The 21329-nt window shown below is 66.0% G+C and carries 24 protein-coding genes and 1 pseudogene; 11 read left to right on the top strand and 14 right to left on the bottom strand.

The genetic code is table 11. From position 1 onward, the window contains the following. The first annotated feature begins 418 nt into the window (after positions 1-418). The 3 genes and pseudogenes from AB5Y72_RS01755 (at position 419) to AB5Y72_RS01745 (ending at position 1899) form a co-directional block, all read left to right on the top strand. Positions 419-1006 carry a histidine phosphatase family protein gene (locus tag AB5Y72_RS01755; protein WP_325782439.1) on the top strand — a complete coding sequence of 196 codons (588 nt, stop codon included), beginning with the start codon at positions 419-421 and terminating at the stop codon, positions 1004-1006. Between the two features lie 109 nt (positions 1007-1115). After that, positions 1116-1417: pseudogene (locus tag AB5Y72_RS01750) on the top strand (hypothetical protein); the annotation flags it as partial. A gap of 113 nt (positions 1418-1530) precedes the next feature. Next, positions 1531-1899 (top strand): VOC family protein, encoded by a 369-nt coding sequence (locus AB5Y72_RS01745; protein WP_325782436.1) that lies wholly within the window; start codon positions 1531-1533, stop codon positions 1897-1899. Positions 1900-2033: 134 nt separating this feature from the next. On the opposite strand, the gene gdhA is transcribed toward AB5Y72_RS01745, so the two are convergent. Further along, a complete protein-coding gene (gene gdhA / locus AB5Y72_RS01740) occupies positions 2034-3380 on the bottom strand; it encodes an NADP-specific glutamate dehydrogenase (protein ID WP_325782435.1) in 1347 nt (448 codons plus the stop codon). A 550-nt stretch (positions 3381-3930) separates the two neighbouring features. On the opposite strand from gdhA, the gene rluF reads away from it, so the two are divergent. Then, a complete protein-coding gene (gene rluF / locus AB5Y72_RS01735) occupies positions 3931-4914 on the top strand; it encodes a 23S rRNA pseudouridine(2604) synthase RluF (protein WP_209791528.1) in 984 nt (327 codons plus the stop codon). Between the two features lie 95 nt (positions 4915-5009). Here the strand turns inward: rluF and AB5Y72_RS01730 are convergent, their stop codons facing one another. Beyond that, a complete protein-coding gene (locus tag AB5Y72_RS01730) occupies positions 5010-6248 on the bottom strand; it encodes an MFS transporter (RefSeq protein ID WP_325782434.1) in 1239 nt (412 codons plus the stop codon). Next, positions 6241-6744, bottom strand: coding sequence for a nucleoside deaminase (locus AB5Y72_RS01725; RefSeq protein ID WP_325782433.1), 504 nt, complete (start codon positions 6742-6744; stop codon positions 6241-6243). The genes AB5Y72_RS01730 and AB5Y72_RS01725 overlap by 8 nt, the downstream gene beginning before the upstream one ends. A gap of 121 nt (positions 6745-6865) precedes the next feature. Here AB5Y72_RS01725 and AB5Y72_RS01720 point away from each other — a divergent pair, with 121 nt between their 5' ends. After that, complete coding sequence (locus AB5Y72_RS01720) at positions 6866-7708, top strand: LysR family transcriptional regulator (protein WP_219144334.1); 843 nt, start codon at positions 6866-6868, stop codon at positions 7706-7708. A 22-nt stretch (positions 7709-7730) separates the two neighbouring features. On the opposite strand, the gene AB5Y72_RS01715 is transcribed toward AB5Y72_RS01720, so the two are convergent. From AB5Y72_RS01715 to AB5Y72_RS01695, 5 genes are all read right to left on the bottom strand, one after another. Then, positions 7731-8198 (bottom strand): GyrI-like domain-containing protein, encoded by a 468-nt coding sequence (locus tag AB5Y72_RS01715; protein WP_042077069.1) that lies wholly within the window; start codon positions 8196-8198, stop codon positions 7731-7733. Positions 8199-8217: 19 nt separating this feature from the next. Continuing rightward, on the bottom strand, positions 8218-8373 hold the full coding sequence (gene rsmS, locus AB5Y72_RS01710) for a pleiotropic regulatory protein RsmS (RefSeq protein WP_209791532.1): 156 nt from the start codon (positions 8371-8373) through the stop codon (positions 8218-8220). Positions 8374-8449: 76 nt separating this feature from the next. Further along, positions 8450-8920, bottom strand: a complete 471-nt coding sequence (locus tag AB5Y72_RS01705) for an acyl-CoA thioesterase (protein WP_042077068.1) — start codon at positions 8918-8920, stop codon at positions 8450-8452. A 20-nt stretch (positions 8921-8940) separates the two neighbouring features. After that, positions 8941-9243 (bottom strand): hypothetical protein, encoded by a 303-nt coding sequence (locus AB5Y72_RS01700; RefSeq protein ID WP_042077067.1) that lies wholly within the window; start codon positions 9241-9243, stop codon positions 8941-8943. Next, entirely contained in the window at positions 9240-10091 is an 852-nt protein-coding gene (locus AB5Y72_RS01695) for a DMT family transporter (RefSeq protein WP_209791533.1), read from the bottom strand. Before AB5Y72_RS01695 ends, AB5Y72_RS01700 begins: the two co-directional genes overlap by 4 nt. Before the next feature lie 62 nt (positions 10092-10153). Between AB5Y72_RS01695 and AB5Y72_RS01690 the strand changes: the two genes are divergently transcribed. Both AB5Y72_RS01690 and AB5Y72_RS01685 read left to right on the top strand, forming a co-directional pair. Next, positions 10154-10804 carry a tellurite resistance TerB family protein gene (locus AB5Y72_RS01690; protein WP_209791534.1) on the top strand — a complete coding sequence of 217 codons (651 nt, stop codon included), beginning with the start codon at positions 10154-10156 and terminating at the stop codon, positions 10802-10804. Between the two features lie 163 nt (positions 10805-10967). Further along, positions 10968-11426 (top strand): GNAT family N-acetyltransferase, encoded by a 459-nt coding sequence (locus AB5Y72_RS01685; protein WP_042077063.1) that lies wholly within the window; start codon positions 10968-10970, stop codon positions 11424-11426. A gap of 71 nt (positions 11427-11497) precedes the next feature. Here AB5Y72_RS01685 and AB5Y72_RS01680 read toward each other — a convergent pair whose 3' ends face one another. The 5 genes from AB5Y72_RS01680 to AB5Y72_RS01660 form a co-directional block, all read right to left on the bottom strand. Beyond that, on the bottom strand, positions 11498-12202 hold the full coding sequence (locus AB5Y72_RS01680) for a hypothetical protein (RefSeq protein WP_325782431.1): 705 nt from the start codon (positions 12200-12202) through the stop codon (positions 11498-11500). Further along, positions 12187-12729, bottom strand: coding sequence for an RNA polymerase sigma factor (locus AB5Y72_RS01675; protein ID WP_209791537.1), 543 nt, complete (start codon positions 12727-12729; stop codon positions 12187-12189). Before AB5Y72_RS01675 ends, AB5Y72_RS01680 begins: the two co-directional genes overlap by 16 nt. A gap of 7 nt (positions 12730-12736) precedes the next feature. Continuing rightward, positions 12737-13156 carry a hypothetical protein gene (locus AB5Y72_RS01670; RefSeq protein WP_325782430.1) on the bottom strand — a complete coding sequence of 140 codons (420 nt, stop codon included), beginning with the start codon at positions 13154-13156 and terminating at the stop codon, positions 12737-12739. Between the two features lie 53 nt (positions 13157-13209). Next, entirely contained in the window at positions 13210-14016 is an 807-nt protein-coding gene (locus tag AB5Y72_RS01665; RefSeq protein WP_325782429.1) for a substrate-binding domain-containing protein, read from the bottom strand. A 146-nt stretch (positions 14017-14162) separates the two neighbouring features. Then, positions 14163-15581 (bottom strand): PLP-dependent aminotransferase family protein, encoded by a 1419-nt coding sequence (locus tag AB5Y72_RS01660; RefSeq protein WP_325782428.1) that lies wholly within the window; start codon positions 15579-15581, stop codon positions 14163-14165. Positions 15582-15701: 120 nt separating this feature from the next. Between AB5Y72_RS01660 and AB5Y72_RS01655 the strand changes: the two genes are divergently transcribed. The 3 genes from AB5Y72_RS01655 to cydX are packed head-to-tail and all read left to right on the top strand — an operon-like array spanning position 15702 to position 18538. After that, positions 15702-17273, top strand: coding sequence for a cytochrome ubiquinol oxidase subunit I (locus AB5Y72_RS01655; RefSeq protein ID WP_209791546.1), 1572 nt, complete (start codon positions 15702-15704; stop codon positions 17271-17273). Beyond that, on the top strand, positions 17273-18400 hold the full coding sequence (gene cydB, locus AB5Y72_RS01650; RefSeq protein ID WP_325782427.1) for a cytochrome d ubiquinol oxidase subunit II: 1128 nt from the start codon (positions 17273-17275) through the stop codon (positions 18398-18400). The genes AB5Y72_RS01655 and cydB overlap by 1 nt, the downstream gene beginning before the upstream one ends. Before the next feature lie 24 nt (positions 18401-18424). Further along, entirely contained in the window at positions 18425-18538 is a 114-nt protein-coding gene (gene cydX, locus AB5Y72_RS01645; RefSeq protein ID WP_005310033.1) for a cytochrome bd-I oxidase subunit CydX, read from the top strand. A gap of 69 nt (positions 18539-18607) precedes the next feature. Here cydX and AB5Y72_RS01640 read toward each other — a convergent pair whose 3' ends face one another. Next, positions 18608-19780, bottom strand: coding sequence for an MFS transporter (locus AB5Y72_RS01640; protein WP_216989942.1), 1173 nt, complete (start codon positions 19778-19780; stop codon positions 18608-18610). Between the two features lie 307 nt (positions 19781-20087). Here AB5Y72_RS01640 and AB5Y72_RS01635 point away from each other — a divergent pair. Continuing rightward, positions 20088-21292, top strand: a protein-coding gene (locus tag AB5Y72_RS01635) for an IS3 family transposase (RefSeq protein ID WP_270822696.1) whose coding sequence is annotated in 2 segments (ribosomal slippage) — positions 20088-20406 and positions 20406-21292 — 1206 coding nt in all. Because the reading frame shifts where the segments join, the coding sequence is not laid out codon by codon here. Positions 21293-21329: the final 37 nt, after the last annotated feature.

The following is a 21329-nucleotide window of genomic DNA, read 5'->3' as shown; positions in this document are numbered from 1 at the left end:
GGTGGGGATTGTACACCAGGCCCCCCCGGGATGAGCCAGAGATACGTACCGAAATGGCCCCAGGATCAGAGTAAAAATGCTGAAATCATCCCTTTCGAGCTAGCCCTTTCCGCTCCCTGTCAAAAGAGGGGTTTCAAATTTTCCCGCTTTAAATTCAGGGGTATAGAAAATCTGGGGGACAGATCCGTTGAGAGTCTCTGCATATCCAATCCCGGAAAGTGACAATGCCAGAGGGGCTTGGTGGTGCTTGCGCACGAAGGTTTATCTGGGACTCTTGCCACACTGACGCGTTCACTATGACCATGGGGGAGACCAGGGTGCAACCCATGGTGTCAGGCCCCGTTTGCGCCTATGTCGGGCTCTTCTGTTATCATGCCCCTCCCGTTTTCGTTATCTCGTTGAACCTGCTGGAGAACCCATGTCTCGTACCCTCTACCTGCTGCGCCACGGCCAGACCCGTTACAACGCCGAATTGCGGTTGCAGGGGCGCTGCAACTCGGAGCTGACCCCCAGGGGAGAAGCCCAGGCCCTCGCCATGGGGAACCGGTTGAATGAATTGCTGGCAGAGCCCGCCAGCTGGACCCTCTATGCCAGCCCCCTCGGCCGGGCAAGGCAGACGGCGGAACTGGTGTGTCAGCGGCTTGGACTGGGGAGAGAGTGCATCATCTGGGACGAACGGCTGGTGGAGTTAGGGATGGGGGAGTGGGAGAGTCGCCGGGTCCCCGAACTGCTGGCGGCTCACCCCGAACTCGATCTGGAGGAGCCGGACTGGTATCTGCGGGCCCCGCATGGCGAGAGTTTTGAGAGCATTCAGCGCCGGGCCCGGCAATGGCTTGAGGACGAACACATTGCCGAGCAGGCCATCGTGGTTTCCCACGGCCTGTTCGGCGCCATGCTGCGCGGTGCCTATGCGGATCTGGACTACGCCACCACCTGGCTGCAGGAGCTGCCGCAGGATGCCTTCTTCAAACTCAGCGGCGGCCGCATCGAGCGGATTGCCTGCTGACCACACGAAGGCGGCCCGCCCCGGGGGGCCTTGTTGTGATTGGTGCTCAGCCAACTGCCAATTTTGCCGCTTCTTTCCACATAAAAGGCGGCATCGGAGTAGTGAGCAAAGCGTCTGCCGTCCCTACGATCAAGATGTGCGGCGCTTCAGTCAGTGCACGGTCAAGGCGCAGGCACTGTTTGGCAAATTGTGCGATGACCTGACACGGCAAGACGACAGTAGTTGGCAGCTTCCCAAGTACCGCACCATGTACTGCTCGGCGGCTGCCGGTTATCGCCCCATGATTGCGGAAATCACCGACGCCAAGCAAAACCCGGTGAAGCTCACGGAGCGGGCCTGTAATCAGGCTATTCTGGCTGCCATGGGCAGCGAAGGGCGCAGCGTGATAAGGCGTGCGCCGCCGTACGCTAAGGTATTTCCCTAGTGAAAATAATTGGTTAGAAACACCCCTGTGCACCATTCCACAGTTTCCATTGTGGCGGGCGGCTATGATGGGGAGGCAATCACCACCACAGGGAGGAAGCATGATCAGCCATATCGACCATCTGGTATTGACGGTGAGCGACATCGAGCGGGCGGTGGCGTTTTACAGCGGCGCCTTCAAGATGGAGCCCATCACCTTCGGCGCGGGGCGCCGGGCGCTGCACTTTGGCAACCAGAAGATCAATCTGCAGTTGCTGGGGGAGGAGGTGCGCAACCGGGCGCAGGTGGGGTCGGGGGATCTCTGCCTCATCACCCGCTGGCCGCTGGATCAGGTGATGGCCCAGCTGGCGAGCCAGGGGGTCGAGATCCTGGAGGGGCCGGTGACGAAAAGCGGCGCCTGCGGCCCCATCGAGTCAGTCTATTGCCTGGACCCGGATCGGAACCTGATCGAGATCAGCCGCTATCGCTAAGCCTCGCCGCCCAGGGCGCAGGTAAGAAGGGACAGGCTAGGCCAGTGACGGTGAGTGCCTGACTCAGGATCACAGCAGACAACAACGGCAGCCTCTGGCTGCCGTTGTTGCGTTGATGCCGGGTATGGCGAGAACTAGCAGACCCCTTGCGCCAGCATGGCGTCGGCCACCTTGACGAAGCCGGCGATATTGGCGCCTGACTCGTAGTTCACATGGTCGTCATCGTCCCGGCCGTAGCGCACGCAGGTGGCGTGGATGCTGGTCATGATCCCCTTGAGGCGGGCGTCCACCTCCTCCCGGGTCCAGGAGAGGCGCTGGGCATTCTGGCTCATCTCCAGGCCCGAGGTGGCGACCCCCCCGGCGTTGGCCGCCTTGCCCGGGGCGAACAGCACCCGGGCGTCGTGGAAGAGGCGGATGGCGGCGGCGCTGGAGGGCATGTTGGCCCCCTCGGCCACCAGTTGTACGCCGTTAGCGATAAGCGTTGTGGCGTCCGATGCATCCAGCTCGTTCTGGGTGGCGCAGGGGAGGGCGACGTCGGTTGCCAGGTGCCAGGGCGTGCGGTCGCTGAAGAACTCGAGCCCCATCTCGTGGGCATAATCCGCCACCCGCTTGCGCTGCTCGTTTTTAAGTTCCATCAGACGGGCCAGCTTCTCGGGGGTGAAGCCGTCCGGATCATAGACGGTGCCGCCGGAGTCGGAGGCGGTGATGACCCGGGCGCCGAGGGCCATCGCCTTCTCGATGGCGTACTGGGCCACGTTGCCCGAGCCCGACACCGAGACCCGCATGCCCGCCAGCGACTGGCCGCGATGGGCCAGCATGGCCTCCACGAAGTAGAGCAGGCCGTAGCCGGTAGCCTCAGGGCGAATGAGGCTGCCGCCAAAGGAGAGCCCCTTGCCGGTGAAGACGCACTCGGCGCTGTTGGTGAGCTTCTTCATCATGCCCGCCATGTAGCTCACCTCGCGCCCGCCCACCCCGATGTCGCCGGCCGGCACGTCGGTGTTGGCCCCGAGGTGGCGATAGAGCTCCAGCATCAGGGCCTGACAGAAGCGCATCACCTCCCCCTCGCTCTTGCCCTTGGGATCGAAATCGCTGCCCCCCTTGCCGCCGCCCATGGGCAGGGTGGTGAGGGCGTTCTTGAAGGTCTGCTCGAAGGCGAGGAACTTCAGCACCGAGAGATCCACCGAGGGGTGGAAGCGCATGCCGCCCTTGAAGGGGCCGATGGCGGAGCTGTGCTGCACCCGGTAGCCACGGTTCACCCGCACCTGACCCTGGTCATCCACCCAGCTCACCCGGAACTGCACGAGGCGCTCGGGCTCCACCAGCCGCTCCAGCAGACCGTGCTGCAGGTAGCGGGGATGGCGCTCGATAAAGGGCCAGATGGAGGCGACCACCTCGCTCACCGCCTGGATGAACTCGGGCTGGTGGGGGTTGCGGCTGGCCACCTGGGCCAGGAAGGCCTCCTGGGAGAGGGAATGGTGCATCTTTGACTCCTGTCGTGAACGATGAAAGTGGCGTCCTGCCAGAGAGGGAAGCGGTTCGTCAGCAGAGGCGGTGAGGGGAGGGGGAAAAGTCTCGCCCTGCGCCCCGGCGACCTGTCGTCTCCCGTCATCGGCGGGGCAGAGCAGATAATTCGCGATGACTAAAATCTTTTTATGCATTTTTGCTAGATAAATATCAAGTTTTAGTTCATCCCGCTCTTTGACGAGGACGAGACCGCCCTCTCTGGCGGCGGGGCGGTCAGGGCGCGCCATCCGGACATCGGCAGGGCCTGGTCGCATGCGTCAACCGGGTGTCATGACGGCAAGGGGCCGCACAGTGAGGGGGCAGATGGCCGAACAGGGGATGGGCGCCACAATCCGGCGACGGGGACCGGGCGCGGGAGGGGGCGATGTGCTACTGTAGCGGCGTTTTTTGCCGAACATGCAGGGCACGGGCCCTTTTTTCCATGGAGTTGTATGCAGACGAACCCGACCACACGCCGGCTGAGCCAGCCGACCATCCCGACAGCCCTCGCGACCCGGGAGGTGCCTCATGCTGGCCGATGAATCCATGCGCCTGAACAAATACATCAGCGAGAGCGGCATCTGCTCGCGCCGCGAGGCCGACCGCTTCATCGAGCAGGGCAACGTCTTCATCAACGGCAAGCGGGCCGGGGTGGGGGATCAGGTGTTTGCCGGGGATCTGGTGAAGGTCAATGGCCAGGTGATCGAGCCGCGGGAAGCCGACAGCCTGGTCTTCATCGCCCTCAACAAGCCGGTGGGCATCGTCAGCACCACGGAGGCGGGGGAGAAGGACAACATCGTCGACTTCGTGAACCACAGCACCCGCATCTTCCCCATCGGCCGGCTCGACAAGGACTCCCAGGGGCTCATCTTCCTCACCAACCACGGGGATCTGGTGAACAAGATCCTGCGGGCGGGCAACGATCACGAGAAAGAGTACCTGGTGACCGTGGACAAGCCGGTGACCGACGAGTTCGTCAGGGGCATGGCGGCCGGGGTGCCCATCCTCGGCGCCGTCACCAGGAAGTGCAAGGTGAAGAGAGAGGCGCCGTTCGTGTTTCGCATCACCCTGGTGCAGGGGCTCAACCGCCAGATCCGCCGCATGTGCGAGCACTTCGGCTTCGAGGTGACCAAGCTCGAGCGGATCCGCATCATGAACGTCAGCCTCAAGGGGCTGCCGGTAGGGGAGTGGCGCGATCTCACCGACGACGAGCTGATCGAGCTGTTCAAGCTGATCGAGGACTCCTCCTCCGAGGCCAAACCGGCCAAGGGGGCTCAGGTTGCCAAGCCCAAGGCGGCTGCGGCCGGCACGCCGGCCCAGGTCAAGAAGCCGCGGCGCAGCGACGATCACGAGATCGGCGGTCGCCCCAATGTGCCGGGCCCCGAGGCCTTCGAGAGGAAGAGCCCCTCAGGCAAAGGCGGCCAGGGCAAGGGTGCGCCCGGCAAGGGGGCCAAACCAGCCCAGGGCAAGCCGCGCACAGGGCAGGGCGGGCGTCAGAAGAAGGGGCGCTGAGCCCCCCGACATCCCCCGCGTCCACAAAACAAGACACCGGCCCCTGGCCGGTGTCTTGTTTTGGGGCACAGTGACGTCAGGGCAAGGGGGTCGGATCAGGCTGGCGTGTTGTCGGGCGCCGGCATAGCCATTGTCTCGGCCTGGCTTCGAGGCAGGCGCATCGCGCCTGGGTAGTGGCGGGGGTCGAGGCGCAGCACCAGCAGGCTCATCAGCATCAGGGCGCCGAGCTGCCACTGCCAGGCGGTGGCGAAGTCACCGCTCAAGTTGTGCAGCCGGGCCGCCACCCAGGGGCCGGTGGCCGCCACCATGAAGCCGACCCCCTGCATCAGGGCGCAGAGGGCGCCGGCGCGGCGCGGGTCCGGCAGGTGATCGAGCGCAATGACCATGATGAGGGAGAAGCTCCCCCCAAGCCCGGCGCCACACAGCAGGCACCAGAGAATGGGGGCGCTGGTCGGCGCCAGCCAGAGACCGCCAAAACCCGCCAGCTGCAAGGCGATGGCGAGTGCCATCCAGGGGCGTCTGTCCAGCCGACCGGTCGCCAGCAGGGGCAGGCCGAGGCCGCTCGCGGTCTGGGCCAGGGCGAGCCAGGCCACCAGCTCGCCCCCCTGCTGGGCGCTCCAGCCCGCCGCCATGTAGGCCGGGGCCAGCCAGGCCACGACGATGCCGTAGCCGCTGTTGATGATGCCAAAGCAGGCGATGAGCAGCCAGGTGCGGGGCAGGTTGATGAGGCGCTGCTCGCCGCCGCCGGATACCGCCACCGGCGCCGCAGGCAGCCGCACCCGCCAGGCGAGCCAGCCGAGGGCCAGCAGCACCGGCAGGCTCCAGAGCGCCAGCGCCCTGGACCAGTCCATATGCTCGGCGAGGCGCGGGGTGAGCACGGCCCCCAGCGCCCCGCCCCCCATCATGCAGGCGGAGAAGATCCCCATCACCAGGGGCACCTTGCGGGCGAAGCCCTGCTTGATGAGGCCGGGCAAGACCCCCTGCACCAGGGCCGAACCCAGGCCGCAGAGGGCGGCGCTGGCGATGAGCAGGGCGCCGCTCGCCAGCTCGACGCGCAGGGCGTTGCCGAGGGCGAGCAGCAGCAGGGCCGCCCCGAGCAGGGGACGCGGCCCCGTGCGGCCAAGAAGCGCCGGGGTGAGCAGGACGCCGACCCCGATAAGCCAGAGCGGCAGCAGGGTGACCCAGGCCAGGGTGTCCATCCCGAGGGCCAGCCTGGCGTCTAGTTGGGGCGCCAGGGGACCGATGGCGGTGAGGAAGGGGCGCAGGTTGAGGGCGATCAGGATCACCAGCATCAGCAGGGCGCCGCTGCCAGCGGGGATGAGGCGCTTATGCATGGGGCAGGGGGCCGTAGAGGGCCTCGGCCGGGATGGGGCTCGCCAGCTTGACGAGGGGCAGGGGCGGCGGGCAGAGCGGCAGCCTAAGCCTGTCGTAGGCGGCGCCGCTGTCAAAGCCGAAGGGGGCGGCGTCTGCGTTGTCGAAGGCGTAGTAGACCGCCTGGATGCCGTTCATCACCAGGGCGGACAGACACATGGGGCAGGGGTGGCCGCTGGCATAGACGATGGCACCGGCCAGCGGCCCCTGACGGCTCCCTTCCCGCAGCGCCTCCAGCTCCGCGTGGCGGGTGGGGTCGCCGTCCTCCAGCATGCGGTTGACGGCGCTCGCCACCAGCCGGTTGTCCCGCACCAGCAGGGCGGCGAAGGGGCGGCCTCCTTGCTGGCGGTGGGTCAGGGCCAGGTGCAGGGCCTGCTCCAGCCACTCCTGATGGCTGGGGGACGAGAGGGCGGTGAGGGTGCGAAGGAGGCGGTCACCGGACTGGCTGGGGTGTGGCATGGGGCATTCTGGAAAAAGACAAGGGATGGACGCAGCCTAGAGGGTCGCCACATCATTTGGAAATTAAATGATAAAATGACTTTCAGTGATTTTCTAAATGGAGTGACCCATGGAGCGCCCCCTGCTGGATCCCCAACTGCTGCGCAGCTTCGTCGCCATCGTCGAGACCGGCAGCTTTACCCGCGCCGGCGAGCGGGTCCACCTGACCCAGTCCACCCTGAGCCAGCAGATGCGTCGCCTCGAGCAGCAGCTCGGCTGCACCCTGCTCGACCGCTCCGGTCGCCAGGTGGTGACCACGGCCCAGGGGGAGACCCTGCTCGGCCTGGCGCGCCGCATCCTGGGGCTGCTGGCCCGGGCGAGCGAGCGGGTGGGGGAGGCGAGCCTGCCCCTGCGCCTCGGGGTGCCTGAGGATTTCGCCGCGGGGGCCATGACCAGGGTGCTGGCCAGCTTTGCCCGTCAGCATCCCGAGGTGAGGCTGGAGGTGCACAGCGATCTCAGTCACGCCCTGTGGCAGGGGTTCGAGGCGGGGGAGCTGGATCTGGCCCTGATCAAGCAGGGGGGCGGGCAGGGGGAGCCCATCGCCCGCTGGCGCGAGCCGCTCGCCTGGGTCGACAGCCGGGAGTGGCCCGCCGCCGGGCGAGTGCCGCTGCCCCTGGCGGTGTTTCCGAGCGAGGGGCTCTACCGGCGCCAGATCACCGACGCCCTGGATGCCGAGGGGATCCCCTGGCGCATCGCCTATGTGAGCGCCAGCCTCGCCAGCCTGCAGGGCGCGGTGAGCGCCGGGATAGGGGTCAGCCTGCTGCCCGCCCGCTTGCGGCAACCGGATCAGGTGGTGCTGACAGGCTGGCCCGAGGTGCGCCCGGTGGAGCTGGCCCTGCATCAGGGGCCTGGCACGAGCGAGCCCCTCGCCCGGTTGGGGGAGGCCCTGATGGCGCTCTGTGACGAGGTGATGGGACCGAGGTAGGCACAACCCCGGGCCCGATGGCTCAAGCCAGGGAGTGCCTCGGCACCACGGCGAGCCAGAGCTCCACCTCGCCGCTGCCGGTGGCGGCGTCAAAGTCGGCGCCGTAGCGTTCGAAGTCCGGCTTGTGGGCCGACTCCCAGCCGGAGCCGGCCAGCCAGTCGAGGGCTCCCTGCCAGGTCTGGGGCATGGTGGAGACATGGCCCAGATGGCGGAAGACCGCATAGGTCTGGGGCGTGATGCGCATCCGGCCGAGCCCGGGGGGCAGCACCTCCAGGGCGGCGACCTCCACCGCGCACATATATTCGCAGGTCGTGGGGGTCACGCCGCAGATGACGCCGTAGGCGTGCTCCCCGAGCTGGCCAGGCAGGGGCGTGAAGGCGCCGAAGTCACGCCACTGGCCGCCGAAGTCGGCGTGCTGGAACTCGTGGTGGCGGCGCAGGCCGCCAAGCAGCATGGCGCTGCCGGTCTCGAAGCGGATGGGCTCTGACATGGCGTCTCCGGTGACAGGGTCAGTGATCCCGGCCCTCCCTCAGCTTGCGCTCATAGTCCTGACGGACGATGGCGAGCGCCGCCAGGGCGAGCTCGGGGGCTATCTGGTTGGTCTCAAGCAGCTCGATCAGATCGACGGCGAGCTGCACCTCGGCGGGGGCGGTTTCCAGTGACATTGTGTTCTCTCGTGGATGGGGGGCGCCATTATAGCGCCGGCGGCCCGTGAAACACGCCCCGGTTGCGGGCTTCCCTTCACAGGTGCTGGCGCATCTCCTTGTCTATCTCCTCGCGCAGGGCCATCAGCTTCCTGGCGTACTGCTGCAACTGCAGATCGCCCTCGCTCACCGGTTGCCACTGGGGGACCCGGGTCGGGTTGCCCTGCTCGTCCATGGCCACGAAGATGATGATGCAGTGGGTGGTCTTGTGGCGCTCGGGGTCGGTGGGGTGGCGGCTGTAGACATCCACCGCCAGGTGCATGCTGGTGGTGCCCGTGTGGATCACCTTGGCGTGCACCTCCACCAGCTGGCCTATCTGGATGGGACGCAGGAAGCGGATCCCCCCCACGTAGACGGTGACGGCATAGCCGCCACACCAGCCGGCGGCGCAGGCGTAGCCCGCCTGATCGATCCACTTCATCACCATGCCGCCATGGACCTTGCCGCCGAAGTTGACGTCGGCGGGCTCGGCCAGGAACTGCAGGGTCAGCTCGCGGGGTGGGGTCATGCGCTCTCCTTGTATCCGGCTCATTGCCGGTAACTCTTGCGATACGCCTCGGCCTGCTGGCAGGGAGGCAGGGTCGAAAAATCGGGCCTTTTGTTGCCCTCGCGCTGGCCGAAGCTGGCGTACTCCTGCTGGCATCGGGTTGCCTTGCCACCCGCCTTGATGCAGGCGTCGATGCGCTGCTGCCTGCCCTGCACGATCAGCTGTTGCTGGGCGTTGGCGCAGGCCCGATCCAGACCGGCCTGATGGGTTTCCCTGTCCTGCACTGCGGCGAGCAGGCCAGTGGCGAAGGTGCAACCGAGCAGCAGTATGACAATCTTCTTCATGGTTTGTCTCCTTGCGGGGGGCGTCCCGCGATGACCAGGGCAATCCCTCCCAGGATGCCCAGGGACGACAGCAACAAGCGCCATGACCACGACTCATCCAGCCAGACGAGCCCGGCCAGGGCGGCGAGCAGGGGAACCAGCAACTGGGCGCTGGCGGCCAGGGTGCGCCCCAGCTGGGGCAGCACCCGATACCAGAGGGCATAGCCCAGGCCGGAGGCGAGCGCCCCTGAGGCCAGGGCGTAGGCGATGGCGGTCGGGCTGGCGTCGAGCCGTCCCAGCAACAGGTAGATCAGGGCCGCGGGCAGGCTGGCCCGCAGGAAGTGGCCGGCGTTGGCGGCGAGGGCGTCGGCAAAGCGCGGGGCGCGCAGGGTATAGCAGGCCCAGGCGATGCCGGCGGCGATCATCAGGATCGCCCCCAGGGGATCGGGGGCCTGGATGCCGGGCAGCAGCAGCACGATCAGCCCTGCCATGGCGATCAGCAGGCCGGCCCACTGGCGAGGGGGAAGCCGCTCGCCACGCAGCAGGGGCGGGGCCAGCATGCTGAGCTGGACGGCGGCGAACAGCAGCAGGGCCCCCGTGCCTGCGGTCAGGGTCAGGTAGGCAAAGGAGAAGGCGGCGCCGTAGGTGACGAGGTAGAGGGCGCCTCCCCAGTCCCCCTGGCGGGGCGGCGGGGGGCGGCGGGCCGCACAGAGCAGGATCAGCACCAGGGCCCCGCTGGTCAGGCGCAGCAGGGTGAACAGCGCCGGATCCATGCGCTCTTCGAACAGCGCCAGACGGCAGAGCACCGAGTTGGCGGCGAACGCCACCAGGGTCAGCAGGGTCAGCAGCAACAGACGGGACGGCGGCATTTATTCACCTTGAGTTCAGTGGCGGCGAACCAGCATGAAACACTATGCAACGAGGAGGGGCTATGAAACAAATACTCGATCAACTGCTGAGCAGCGGCAAGGGCTGGCTCGACGACGGTGGTGACACGCGCAAGGCCCAGATGAAGGGCATGGCCCAGGGCGGGCTGGCCGCCGGGGCCATGGCGCTGCTGCTTGGCAACAAGAAGATGCGCAAGTACGGCACCAAGGTGGCGGCGGTGGGCGGCGCGGCGGCCCTGGGTGGCCTGGCCTACAAGCTCTATCAGGACTGGCAGGCCCAGCAGTCCGCCCCGGCTCAGCCCACCCATCCCCTCGACACCCTGCAGGGCAATGCGCTGGATGCCCGCGCCGCCCTCCTGGTGCGCGCCATGGTGGCGGCGGCCCGGGCCGACGGCCACATCGACGCCGCCGAGCGCCAGAAGATCCAGACGTACCTGACCGAGCAGGGGGAGCGGGATGCGGCTCGCTGGATCGACGCCGAGCTGGCCCGCCCCCTCGATCCCCACGTCCTGGCGCGGGAGGTGACCGACATGGAGCTGGCGACCGAGGTCTACCTCGCCTCCCTGCTCGCCATCGAGGTGGATCACTTCATGGAGCGCGGTTATCTGGACGAGCTGGCGCGGGCATTGAAGCTCGATGACAACCTCAAGGGCAGCATAGAGCGGCAGGTGGCCCAGCTGAACGGGCCGGGTTGAGCCGCGCCATCGTGTTGACGACCAGGCCCCATCGCGGGGCCTGGTCGTTTTCTGAGGGCGGCTTGCTGGTTGCCGGTGCAAGCCAGTAAGATGCGGGCTCAGGCCAAAGGGTGACGGATGAGACTCTATCATCCCCGCCGGCCCACCATGCAAGGAGCATCAGGTGAACATTCGCAAGGCCAATGAACAGGATATCGACGCCATCCTCGAGCTGAACCGGCAGATAGGAGAGATCCACTTCGAGCAGGCCCCACAGGTGTTTCGCCCCCCATCCCCCGAGGAGCGCACCTTCTTGCTCGATGCCATCGCCGCCGAAGGTCGGCTGTTTTGCGTGGCGGTGGTGGCGGGTAAGGTGGCGGGCTTTCTGACCGCGCGCATCGACATCAACGAGACCATCCCTTTTCTCAGCAAGCAGCCCATTTGCCGCATCAGTACCGTGGTGGTCGATGAGGGGCATCGCTCCCAAGGCATCGGCAAGGCGCTGATCGCCCATTGTGACGGCTGGGGCAAGGCCCGGGGCGCGAGTCAGCTGCGCCTGGAGGTGATGTCGTTCAACACGCGTGCCAAGGCACTTTACGAATCCTTGGGTTTTACCCGCCAGTCGGAGATTTACGCCCGATAAGCCGGGGAGTCGCGCGATGAACAAGGCCCCGTCATGGGGCCTTGTTGCTGTCGCAGGGACTGCGCTCGTGCTCAGCTCTCCGCCGGCCAGGGGCCGAGCTCGATGCAGTGGCCGCGATAGAGCGGGCGCTCGCTCCCCTTCGCCATCACCAGCAGCTCGCTGCTCTGCTTGAGCTGCTTCCATTCGGTCGGGCTCATCAATCGGCCCGCCATGACCTCCCCGAGGGGGGCCAGGGGCACCAGCTGCTCCGACTCCCTGTCGCGCATCCAGAGCATGGCGTCGGTGGGCAGGCGCAGCGGGCTCGCCTGGTTCTGTTGCAGGCGGATGCTGGACTGGCCCGGCCGCTTGCCCTGATAGGCCACCAGCACGAAGGGGGCTTCCTCATTGGCAGAAGACATCATGGCCAGGTAGCGCACCGGCTGGATGGGGGCGGAGGGCCAGGGGAGCAGCGGCTGCAGCCACAGGCCCAGCAGCAGGGAGGCGGCCATGGCGAGCGGCCACCACAGGCGATGGGGCCCGGGTTTGGGAGAGATCCCCTGCTCTATGTTACGCCAGACGCTGCGGGGCAGGGGCGGGGCGGGCTGGGGTTGATGCAGCAGGGGATCCAGATGTTGTTGCCACTGCTCGATCCACTGCCACCAGTCGGGGTCGCGGGCCATTAGCCGGCTCATCCTGCCCTGCACCCGCGGGCTCAGGGTACCCAGCACGTATTCGCCGGCGAGCCGCTCGCGCAGGGCGGGATCCCGGTAGCGTTGGGGGGTCACTGGGTCAGACATAGCTTGAGCTCCTCCAGTCCGCGCCGGATCCAGGACTTGACGGTGCCAAGCGGGGTCTGGGTGTGGGTGACTATCTCCTGGTGGCTCAGGCCGTGGCGATAGGCGAGTACGATGGCGTTGCGCTTGTCGGCACAGAGCCGCCCGAGGCAGTGCTCGAGGGAGAAAGAGGGGGCAAGCCCCTCTGTGTCTCCTGGCCGGGTCTCCTGGTCGGCTTTCTCCTCCCAGGACTCTTCCAGCGGGGTCTCCCCGTGGCGCTTCTTCGCCCGCAGGGCGTCGATGGCCAGATTGCGCATGCACTGGCAGAGCCAGGCCCAGGGGTAGTCGACGGGATGGGTGCTCTGGCCGTGCCAGATCTTCAAAAAGCCCTCCTGCAATATGTCCGCGGCCCATTGCCTGTCTTTCAGCAGGGCGTGGAGCATGGCGTACAGGGGCTGGCCCGTCAGCTGGTAGAGGGCTTCAAACGCCTGCTTGTCCCTCTGCTTGCTGCGGGCGAGCAGGTGGGCGAGCTGCTGGTTGTCGATGTTCACTCAGACCTCACAGTTGGACGCGGTGCCAGACATGCTTCACGCCATCCCCGCTGCTCTGGCCGGGCTGCTCATCCTTGATCCAGCGATAGAGCGGCTGGCCACGGTAGCTCCACTGATAGCGGCCGTCGTCGCGCAGGACCAGGCCTATCCCGGCGTCTGCGGCCTTGCCGACCCCCGCCTTGGCCTGCTCCGCGCTGGCCAATGCCGGCGGCCACTTCTCGGCGCACTCAGCATAACAGGTTGATTTTCCTTGGGCATCCTTGTCGAAGCGGTAGAGGCTGAAGCCCTTGGCATCGACCAGATAGGCCTTGCCGTTCTCGGTCATCCGGGCGATGGGCAGCTGCTCGGCGCCGCTCAGGGGCTGGGTGTCCAGGGCCCAGGCCGAGGCGAGGGGCAGGCAGGCGAGGCTGATGAGGAACTTGTTCATGGCGTTCTCCTTGGGTCTGTTGGCGATGGTCTTTGGGTTATGGGAGGTCAGGGTTAACGGGTCCAGCCATCCTGGGCGAAGAAGGGCTCGCCCTTGGGGCTGTCGATGAAGTCGATGAAGCGCTGGGTGCTGGCATCCGCGCCCTGCGCCTTGCTGATCAGCAGGCCGCGATAGACGCGGCGCTCCGGCTCGATCTCGACGAAGTCGGCCTTGTCCTGGTGGTTCAGGGGCCAGTGCACCCAGGTGATCCAGGCATCGGCCCGCTGATTGGTGAAGGCCCGCAGGCTCGCACCGCTGCCCTGCCCGAAGGCGACGATGTTGCGCCGCAGCTTCTGCACATCGGCCAGGGAGCCCTTGCGTCCTGCGATGTCTTCCCAGAGGCCGGTGCCCGAGGTGTTGTAGTTGCCGAGTCCCTCGGTCACCACCACCTTGAGGGGGCGGCTGATCAGATCCTCCACCCCCGTGATCTGCGCCGGGTTGCCCTTCTGCACCGCGATGACGCTGCGGCGCAGGTAGTAGGCGTGGGCGCTCTGGGGGTCGAGGAAGGGGTAGCTTCGCAGGTAGGCGGACATGGACTGCTCGGCCCCGGCGAAGATGAGATCCGCATCCTTCACGGCCCTGTCGCGCCAGCTATGTTCGGGGCCTGCGGTGACCTCGACCGGGATCCCGGTCTCCTGCTGGAAGGCCGCGGCCGCCCGTTTCAGGGCGGTGTCCGGGCCACCGGGGCCATAGAGGCGGATCACGCCGTCGTCGGCCTGATGGACGGGGTCGGTCTGGGCAGACTGGGGGAGGGTGGCGGCCTGCAGCGGCTGGATGAGGGCCGAGCAGAGCAGGGCGAGCCAGAGGGGGTGGGATTTCATCGTCTCTCCTTGATTGAGGTTCAAGCAAGAGACGCAGGAGGGAGGCGATTGGATGCAGCCGAGCAGAAAAAAATCGGCGTCGTCGAGTCGGGGCAGCCGAAGTCGACGGCGAGCCAGCCTCGCAGGCGGGCTCAGAGGCAAAGTGGCTAGCCCTGGTCGGTGCCGAGCTGCTGGTGGATCAGCGCCGCCAGCCGGGCAAGGGCCGCCTCCTGCGCCGGGCTCCAGGGATGGGAGCTGTTGAGGCGCAGGCAGTGGTTGTGCTGGCCCTGGCTCGAGAAGAGCGCCCCGGGCGCCAGGGAAAAGCCGCAGGCGAGCGCCTGTGTGTGCAGGGCCCGGCTGTCTAGGCGGTGATCAAACTCCAGCCAGAGGAAGTAGCCGCCATCCGGGGCGCTGATCCTCGCCTCGGGGAAGAGGCGCAGCAGGGCGGCCCGCATCTGCTGCTGGCGCTGGGCCAGGGTATGGCGCAGGCGGCGAAAGTGGGCGTCCACCCCGCCCTGGCGCAGCATGTCGGCGAGCGCCAGCTGGCTCGGCACATTGGTGGAGAGGGTCGATATGAGCTGCAGCCGCTGGATGCGCTCGGCATGGGCCCCTGCCACCACCCAGCCGACCCGAAAGCCCGGCGCCAGGCATTTGGAAAACGAGCCGCACAGCAGGCTCTCTCCCCGCGCATCCCAGCACTTGATGGGGCGGGGGCGCTCGCGGCCAAAGTAGAGCTCGGCGTAGACGTCGTCCTCCACCAGGGGCACCCGGTGTGCGTTGAGCAACTGCATCAGCGCCTCCTTGTGGCCATCCGGCATGGTGTGGCCCAGCGGGTGCTGGACGTTGCCCATCAGCCAGCACGCCTTGATGGGGCGCTCGGCGAGCGCCTGGGCCAGCAGGGCGAGATCGATGCCGACCCCGGGGCGCACCGGGATCTCCACCACGTTGAGCTTGAGCCGCTCGATGGCCTGCAGGGCGCCGTAGAAGGTGGGTGACTCCACCACCACCCAGTCTCCCGGTTCGGTCAGCACCTGCAGGCTGAGGGAGAGCGCCTCCATGGCGCCGGTGGTGATGATGATCTCTTGGGGATCCACCGCCAGGCCGTCGTCCGCGTAGCGGCGGGCGATGGCCCGGCGCAGGATCTCGTTGCCGGGGGGGAGATCCGCCACCGTGCTGAAGGGATCGAGCCGGCGCATGCAGCTCCCCAGGGCCCGGCCGAGCTGGGGGTGGGGGAAGAGGGCGGGATCCGCCACCGCCATGCCCAGCGGCACCAGCTCCCGGGACTTGCTGGCCTGCAGCACCTCGAACACCAGATCGTTGATGTCCACAGATCCGCTGTAGCGGGCCTGCCGGGGGGCGCTGATGCGCTGGGGGGAGGCGGCGGCCTTGACGTAGTAGCCGGACTGGGGCCGGGCCAGCACCAGGCCGCGGCTCTCCAGCAGCTGATAGGCCTGCAGCACCGTCATGGGGCTCAGGTTGTGGGTCTTGCAGCTCTGGCGGATGGAGGGGATGCGCTCCCCCGCTCGCCAGACGCCGCTCTCTATCTGTTGCTGCAGTTGATCTGCCAGTTGGCCGTAGCGGGACATGGTGGGCTCAAACTGTTATAGGTGGATTTCACTATAACTGCATCTGTTATAGGTGTCATGGCGCGTGTTGTACTGAACGGGCGAAAACCTGCCTGTTAAATGCAACATAGAGAGTCATGCATGATAAGCCTGGATGATGTGGTCAGCCTCTCCCGAATACAGTTCGGCGCGACGGCGATGTTCCACTTTCTGTTTGTGCCCCTCACCCTGGGGCTGTCCTGGATCCTGGTGATCGCCGAGTCGGCCTACGTGATGACCGGCAAGGTGATCTACAAGGACATCACCCGCTTCTGGGGCAAGCTGTTTGGCATCAACTTCGTGATGGGGGTGACCACCGGGATCACCCTGGAGTTCCAGTTCGGCACCAACTGGGCCTACTACTCCCACTACGTCGGCGACATTTTCGGCACCCCGCTGGCGGTGGAGGGGCTGATGGCCTTCTTCCTCGAATCCACCCTGGTGGGCCTCTTCTTCTTCGGCTGGGACAAGCTCTCCCGGGGCCAGCACCTGCTGGTGACCGCGCTGGTGGCGCTCGGTTCCAACCTCTCCGCGCTCTGGATCCTCATCGCCAACGGCTGGATGCAGAACCCGGTCGGCGCCGAGTTCAACCCCATGACGATGCGCATGGAGCTGACCGACGTGGCGGCGGTGATCTTCAACCCGGTGGCCCAGGTCAAGTTCGTGCACACGGTGGCGGCGGGCTATGTGGCTGCCTCCCTGTTCGTGATGGGGGTGAGCAGCTGGTATCTGCTGCGCCGCATGGAGGTGAGCTTCGCCCTGCGATCCTTCGCCATCGCCTCGGGCTTCGGCCTCGCCGCCATCCTCTCGGTCATCGTGCTCGGGGACGAGTCGGGCTATCGCACCGGCGAGGTGCAGAAGGTGAAACTCGCCGCCATCGAGGCGGAGTGGCACACCGAGCCTGCCCCTGCCTCCTTCACCCTGTTCGGCCTGCCGGATCAGCGCGCCGAGACCACCCACGCCGCGGTCAAGATCCCCTATCTGATGGGTATCATCGCCACTCGTTCCCTGGATGAGCAGGTGACGGGCCTCAAGGATCTGAAAGCGCAGCACGAGAAACGCATCCGCAGCGGCATGCTGGCGTACGACGCCCTGGAAACCCTGCGCTCAGACGGTAGCAATGCCGAGGCCAGGGCGACCTTCGAGCGCCACCGCGCCGATCTCGGCTATGGCCTGCTGCTGACCCCCCATGCCAAGGAGATTGGCAAGGCGGACGAGGCGGCCATCGCCAAGGCTGTCGATGACTCCATTCCCCAGGTGGCGCCGCTGTTCTGGAGCTTCAGGCTGATGGTGGGCATAGGCGTGGTGTTGCTGGCGCTCTTTGCCGCCGCCTTCCTGCAACTGTGCCGGGGCCGGCTGGTGCAATCGACCCGACTGCTCAAGGCGCTGTTCTGGAGCATACCGCTGCCCTGGATTGCCATCGAGGCGGGCTGGTTCGTGGCCGAGTTCGGTCGCCAGCCCTGGACCATCAGCGAGGTGCTGCCGGTCTCGGCGTCTGTCTCCTTGCTGCAACCGGGCCAGCTCTGGTTCAGCCTGATCGCCATCTTCCTCATCTACAGCACGCTGCTGGTGGTGGAGTTGTTCTTGTTGCGTCACGTGATCCGCAAAGGGCCCGCCAGCCTGCAGACGGGTCGTTATCAAGGTGAAGTGTTGAAAAACGGGAGTCCCGTCTGATGGATTACGAAACCCTGAAACTCGTCTGGTGGGGGCTGGTGCTGTTCCTGCTCATCGGCTTCGTGGTGATGGATGGCTTCGATCTCGGGGTCGGCATGCTGTTGCCCGTGGTGGCCAAGGACGATGAGGAGCGGCGGGTGCTGCTCAACAGCGTGGGCCCGGTGTGGGAGGGCAACCAGGTGTGGCTCATCGCCGGTGCCGGCACCTTGTTCGCCGCCTGGCCCCTGGTCTATGCCGCCTCCTTCTCAGCGCTCTACGTGCCCTTCATGTTCCTGCTGTTCGGCCTCTTCCTGCGCCCGGTCGGTTTCGACTATCGCAGCAAGCTGCCGGAGCCCCTGTGGCGCCGCTGGTGGGACCGGGCCCTGGTGGTTGGCGCCCTGCTGCCGACCCTGGTGTTTGGCGCGACCCTGGGCTTCTTGCTGCAAGGCTTGCCGTTTCGCTTCGATTCGGCCCTTCGCATCCACTACGGCGCCTTCGAGTTCCACTGGCCGCTGCTCCTGACCTGCATGGGCACGGCGCTGGCCCTGCTGATGCTGCACGGCGCCAGCTTCCTGCAGTGCAAGACCCAAGGGGTGATAGCGGCGCGCTGCGCCCGCCACAGCCGCTGGCTGGGCCCGCTGGCCAGCGCCCTGTTTGCCTTGGGCGGCTTCTGGCTCAGCCAGATGCGGGGCTACCGGATAGCCGGGATCGGGGATCTCAACGGCGCCCTGACGCCCCTGATGAAGCAGGTAACGACGGCGCCGGATGGCTGGTTTGGCAACTTCATGGCGCACCCCGTGCTCTGGGCCGTGCCAGCCCTGGGCCTCTTGCTGCCGCTCTTGAGCACGCTGGCAAGCGCCCTTGGCCGGGCGCGGCTGGCCATCGTCGCCAGCGGCGGTGCCTGCGCCGCCATGATGCTGACCATCGCCATCGCCCTGTTCCCCTTCGTGCTGCCCTCGTCCCTGGATCCGTCGAGCAGCCTGACCCTGTGGGACGGCACCTCCAGCGAGCGCACCCTGCTTATCATGCTGGGCATCGTCGGCGTGCTGATGCCCATCAACATCGGTTACACCCTCTGGGTCTACTGGGTGGCGCGGGGCAAGATGAGCACCGAGCAGGTGCGCGAGCACGGCCATAGCCTCTACTGACACGGGAATTGAGGAGTCTTCGATATGTGGTATTTCACCTGGATACTGGGGCTGGGGTTCGCGCTGCTGTGCGGCCTGGTCAATCTGCTCTGGCTGGAGGCGCGCTGGGCCGCGGATGAGGATCTCAAGGAGTCTTGAGCCGCGCCATCTTGCCAATGAAAAAGGCCGACACTGGGTGTCGGCCTTCTCGTTCTTTTGCGTGGCGGATCAGATTGCCGGCGCCAGTCTGGCTTCGCGCTTCTCGCTGGCATGGGTCAGGCCATAGGCCAGCAGCACGATGAGGGCTCCGATCCAGGGGGTGTGCATCAACCCCAGGTGCTCCACCACAAAGCCGCCAACGACAGAGCCCAGGGCGATGCCGACGTTGAAGGCGGCGATGTTGAGGCCGGAGGCCACGTCCACGGCGTTCGGGGTGTGCTGCTCGGCCTGTTTTACCACCAGCACCTGCAGGCCGGGCACGTTGCCGAAGGCGAAGGCGCCCCACACCAGCACGGTGAGCACCGCCAGCACCGGATGGGGCGCGGTGAAGGTGAGCATCAGCAGCACCAGGGCGAGACCGGCAAACAGCAGCTTGAGGGCGGGCAGCGGGCCCATCTTGTCCGCGAGCTTGCCGCCCCAGATGTTGCCGACCGCCACGGAGACGCCGTAGACCAGCAGGATCAGGCTCACCGCGTTGGCATCGAAGCCGCTCACCTGCTGCAGGATGGGGGCGAGGAAGGTAAAGGCCGTGAAGGCACCGCCGTAACCCAGCGCCGTCTTGGCATAGACCAGCAGCAAGGGCTTTCTGGTCAGCACGGCGAGCTGCTCGCCCAGGCTGGCGGAAGCCCCCTTGGGCAGGTTGCCCGGGATCAGCAGCAGACTGCCGGCCATGGCGATGACCCCGAGTGCGCTCACCACCAGGAAGGTCTCGCGCCAGCCGAACTGCTGGCCAATCCAGGTGCCGAGCGGCACGCCGGTCACCAGGGCCACGGTCAGGCCGCTGAACATGATGGCGATGGCGCTCGCCGCCTTCTCCTTGGGGACCAGGCCGGTGGCTATGGTGCTGCCCACCGAGAAGAAGACCCCGTGGGCCAGACCGGTCAGCACCCGGGCGACGATCAGGCTCTCATAGCCGGGGGCCTGCCAGGCCAGCAGGTTGCCGGCGGTGAAGAGCGCCATCAGCCCGACCAGCAGCCACTTGCGCGGCAGCTTGCCGGTGAGCGCCGTGAGCACGGGGGCGCCGATGGCGACGCCCAAGGCATAGAGGCTGACCAGGAGGCCCGCCGAAGGGAGCGAGACGTGCAGTTGGTCGGCGATGGTGGGGATGAGCCCCACGATCACGAATTCGGTGGTGCCGATCGCAAAGGCACTCAGGGTGAGGGCAAACAACGCCAGTGGCATACAAACTCCTTGAATGGTGACTCCCGACGGGAGAATGGCGCCAGTATGCCGATGGCGTTTGTTGGTAAAAATGACGGTAACGTCAAATTACTTTTGTGTAATCAGCAGCAATGGTTCCATAGCAGGAGGAGTGGCTGAGGTAACGTGGCAAGAGCTGGTCGTAGCGTGCGAGGTGGGTGCAGAGACAAGGCGCACGGCGGCAACCCGTGCAGAGCGTAGATTGGCCCCTGGAGGATCCAGACACTTCGCCCCTCTTAACTTAAGAGGTAGTCTTGGAACTATGTTCAGTACTAGTCGCAACGAGAAGATGGCCGAAGTGTTAACAGGAGCCGAGCGCCGTCGACGCCGGACTCCGCAAGAAAAGATCACCATGGTGCAGCAGACCTTTGAGCCCGGTATGACCGTCTCTCATGTCGCTCGCTTGCACGACGTCAACGCCAACCAGCTCTTCAAATGGCGCAAACAATTCCAGGAAGGCTCTCTCACGGCGATCACCGCCGGTGAGGATGTTGTTCCAGCCTCAGAGTTGGCTGCTGCCATCAAGCAGATCCGAGAGCTCCAGCGTCTGCTCGGGAAGAAGACCATGGAGAACGAGATCCTCAAAGAAGCTGTGGAGGTTGGTCGAGCAAAAAAATGGATTGCGCATGCGCCCTTGTTGCCGGGGGACGACGATTAAGGGCGGTGAGCCAAGCCCTTGGTGTATCGCGTGCGCAGCTATCCGTTCATGTTCATCGAAAACCTGGTTGGCGAGATGGCCGGCAGCATCGCCAACGCGATGACAGCGCCTTGCTTGCCCGGATCATGGGCGCGCTGGCAGAGCTCCCCTCCTATGGTTATCGGCGAGTCTGGGCGCTGTTACGACGTCAGTCAGAGGCCGAACGACTGCCCGTCGTCAACGCCAAGCGAGTATATCGCGTCATGCGCGATCATGGCCTGCTGCTGGAAAGAAAACCGGCGGTTCCCTTGGCTCAGCAGGCACATAAGGGGCGTGTCGCCGTTAACGAGAGCAATCGACGCTGGTGCTCGGATGGCTTTGAGTTTCGCTGCGATAATGGCGAAAAACTCCGGGTCACGTTCGCCATGGACTGCTGTGACAGGGAAGCCTTGGACTGGGCCGCCAGCACCGGGGGTTACGACAGTGACACGGTACAAGATGTCATGCTGCGCGCGGTCGAGCGTCGCTTCGGGGATGCGTTGCCGGCCTCACCGGTGGAATGGCTGACAGATAATGGCTCGGTGTATCGGGCCCATGAGACTCGCGCGTTCGCACGAGAAATCGGGTTGGAGCCCAGAACAACGGCGGTGAGGAGTCCACAGAGCAACGGTATCGCGGAGAGCTTCGTGAAGACGATGAAGCGAGACTATATCGAGATGATGCCGAAGCCGGATAGCCGAACAGCGGTAGGCAATTTGGCGATCGCGTTCGAGCATTACAACGAGCACCACCCGCACAGCGCCTTGGGGTATCGTTCCCCTCGGGAATATCTGCGCAGTCGGGTATCACAACCCTAAGCGGGAAAGAGTGTCTGGATCTATGGGGTCAAATCCA

The sequence above is a fragment of the Aeromonas sp. R7-4 genome (assembly GCF_040908055.1).
GTDB classification, from domain to species: Bacteria; Pseudomonadota; Gammaproteobacteria; order Enterobacterales; family Aeromonadaceae; genus Aeromonas; species Aeromonas sanarellii.
This window is presented reverse-complemented; position numbering and strand designations above follow the sequence as displayed.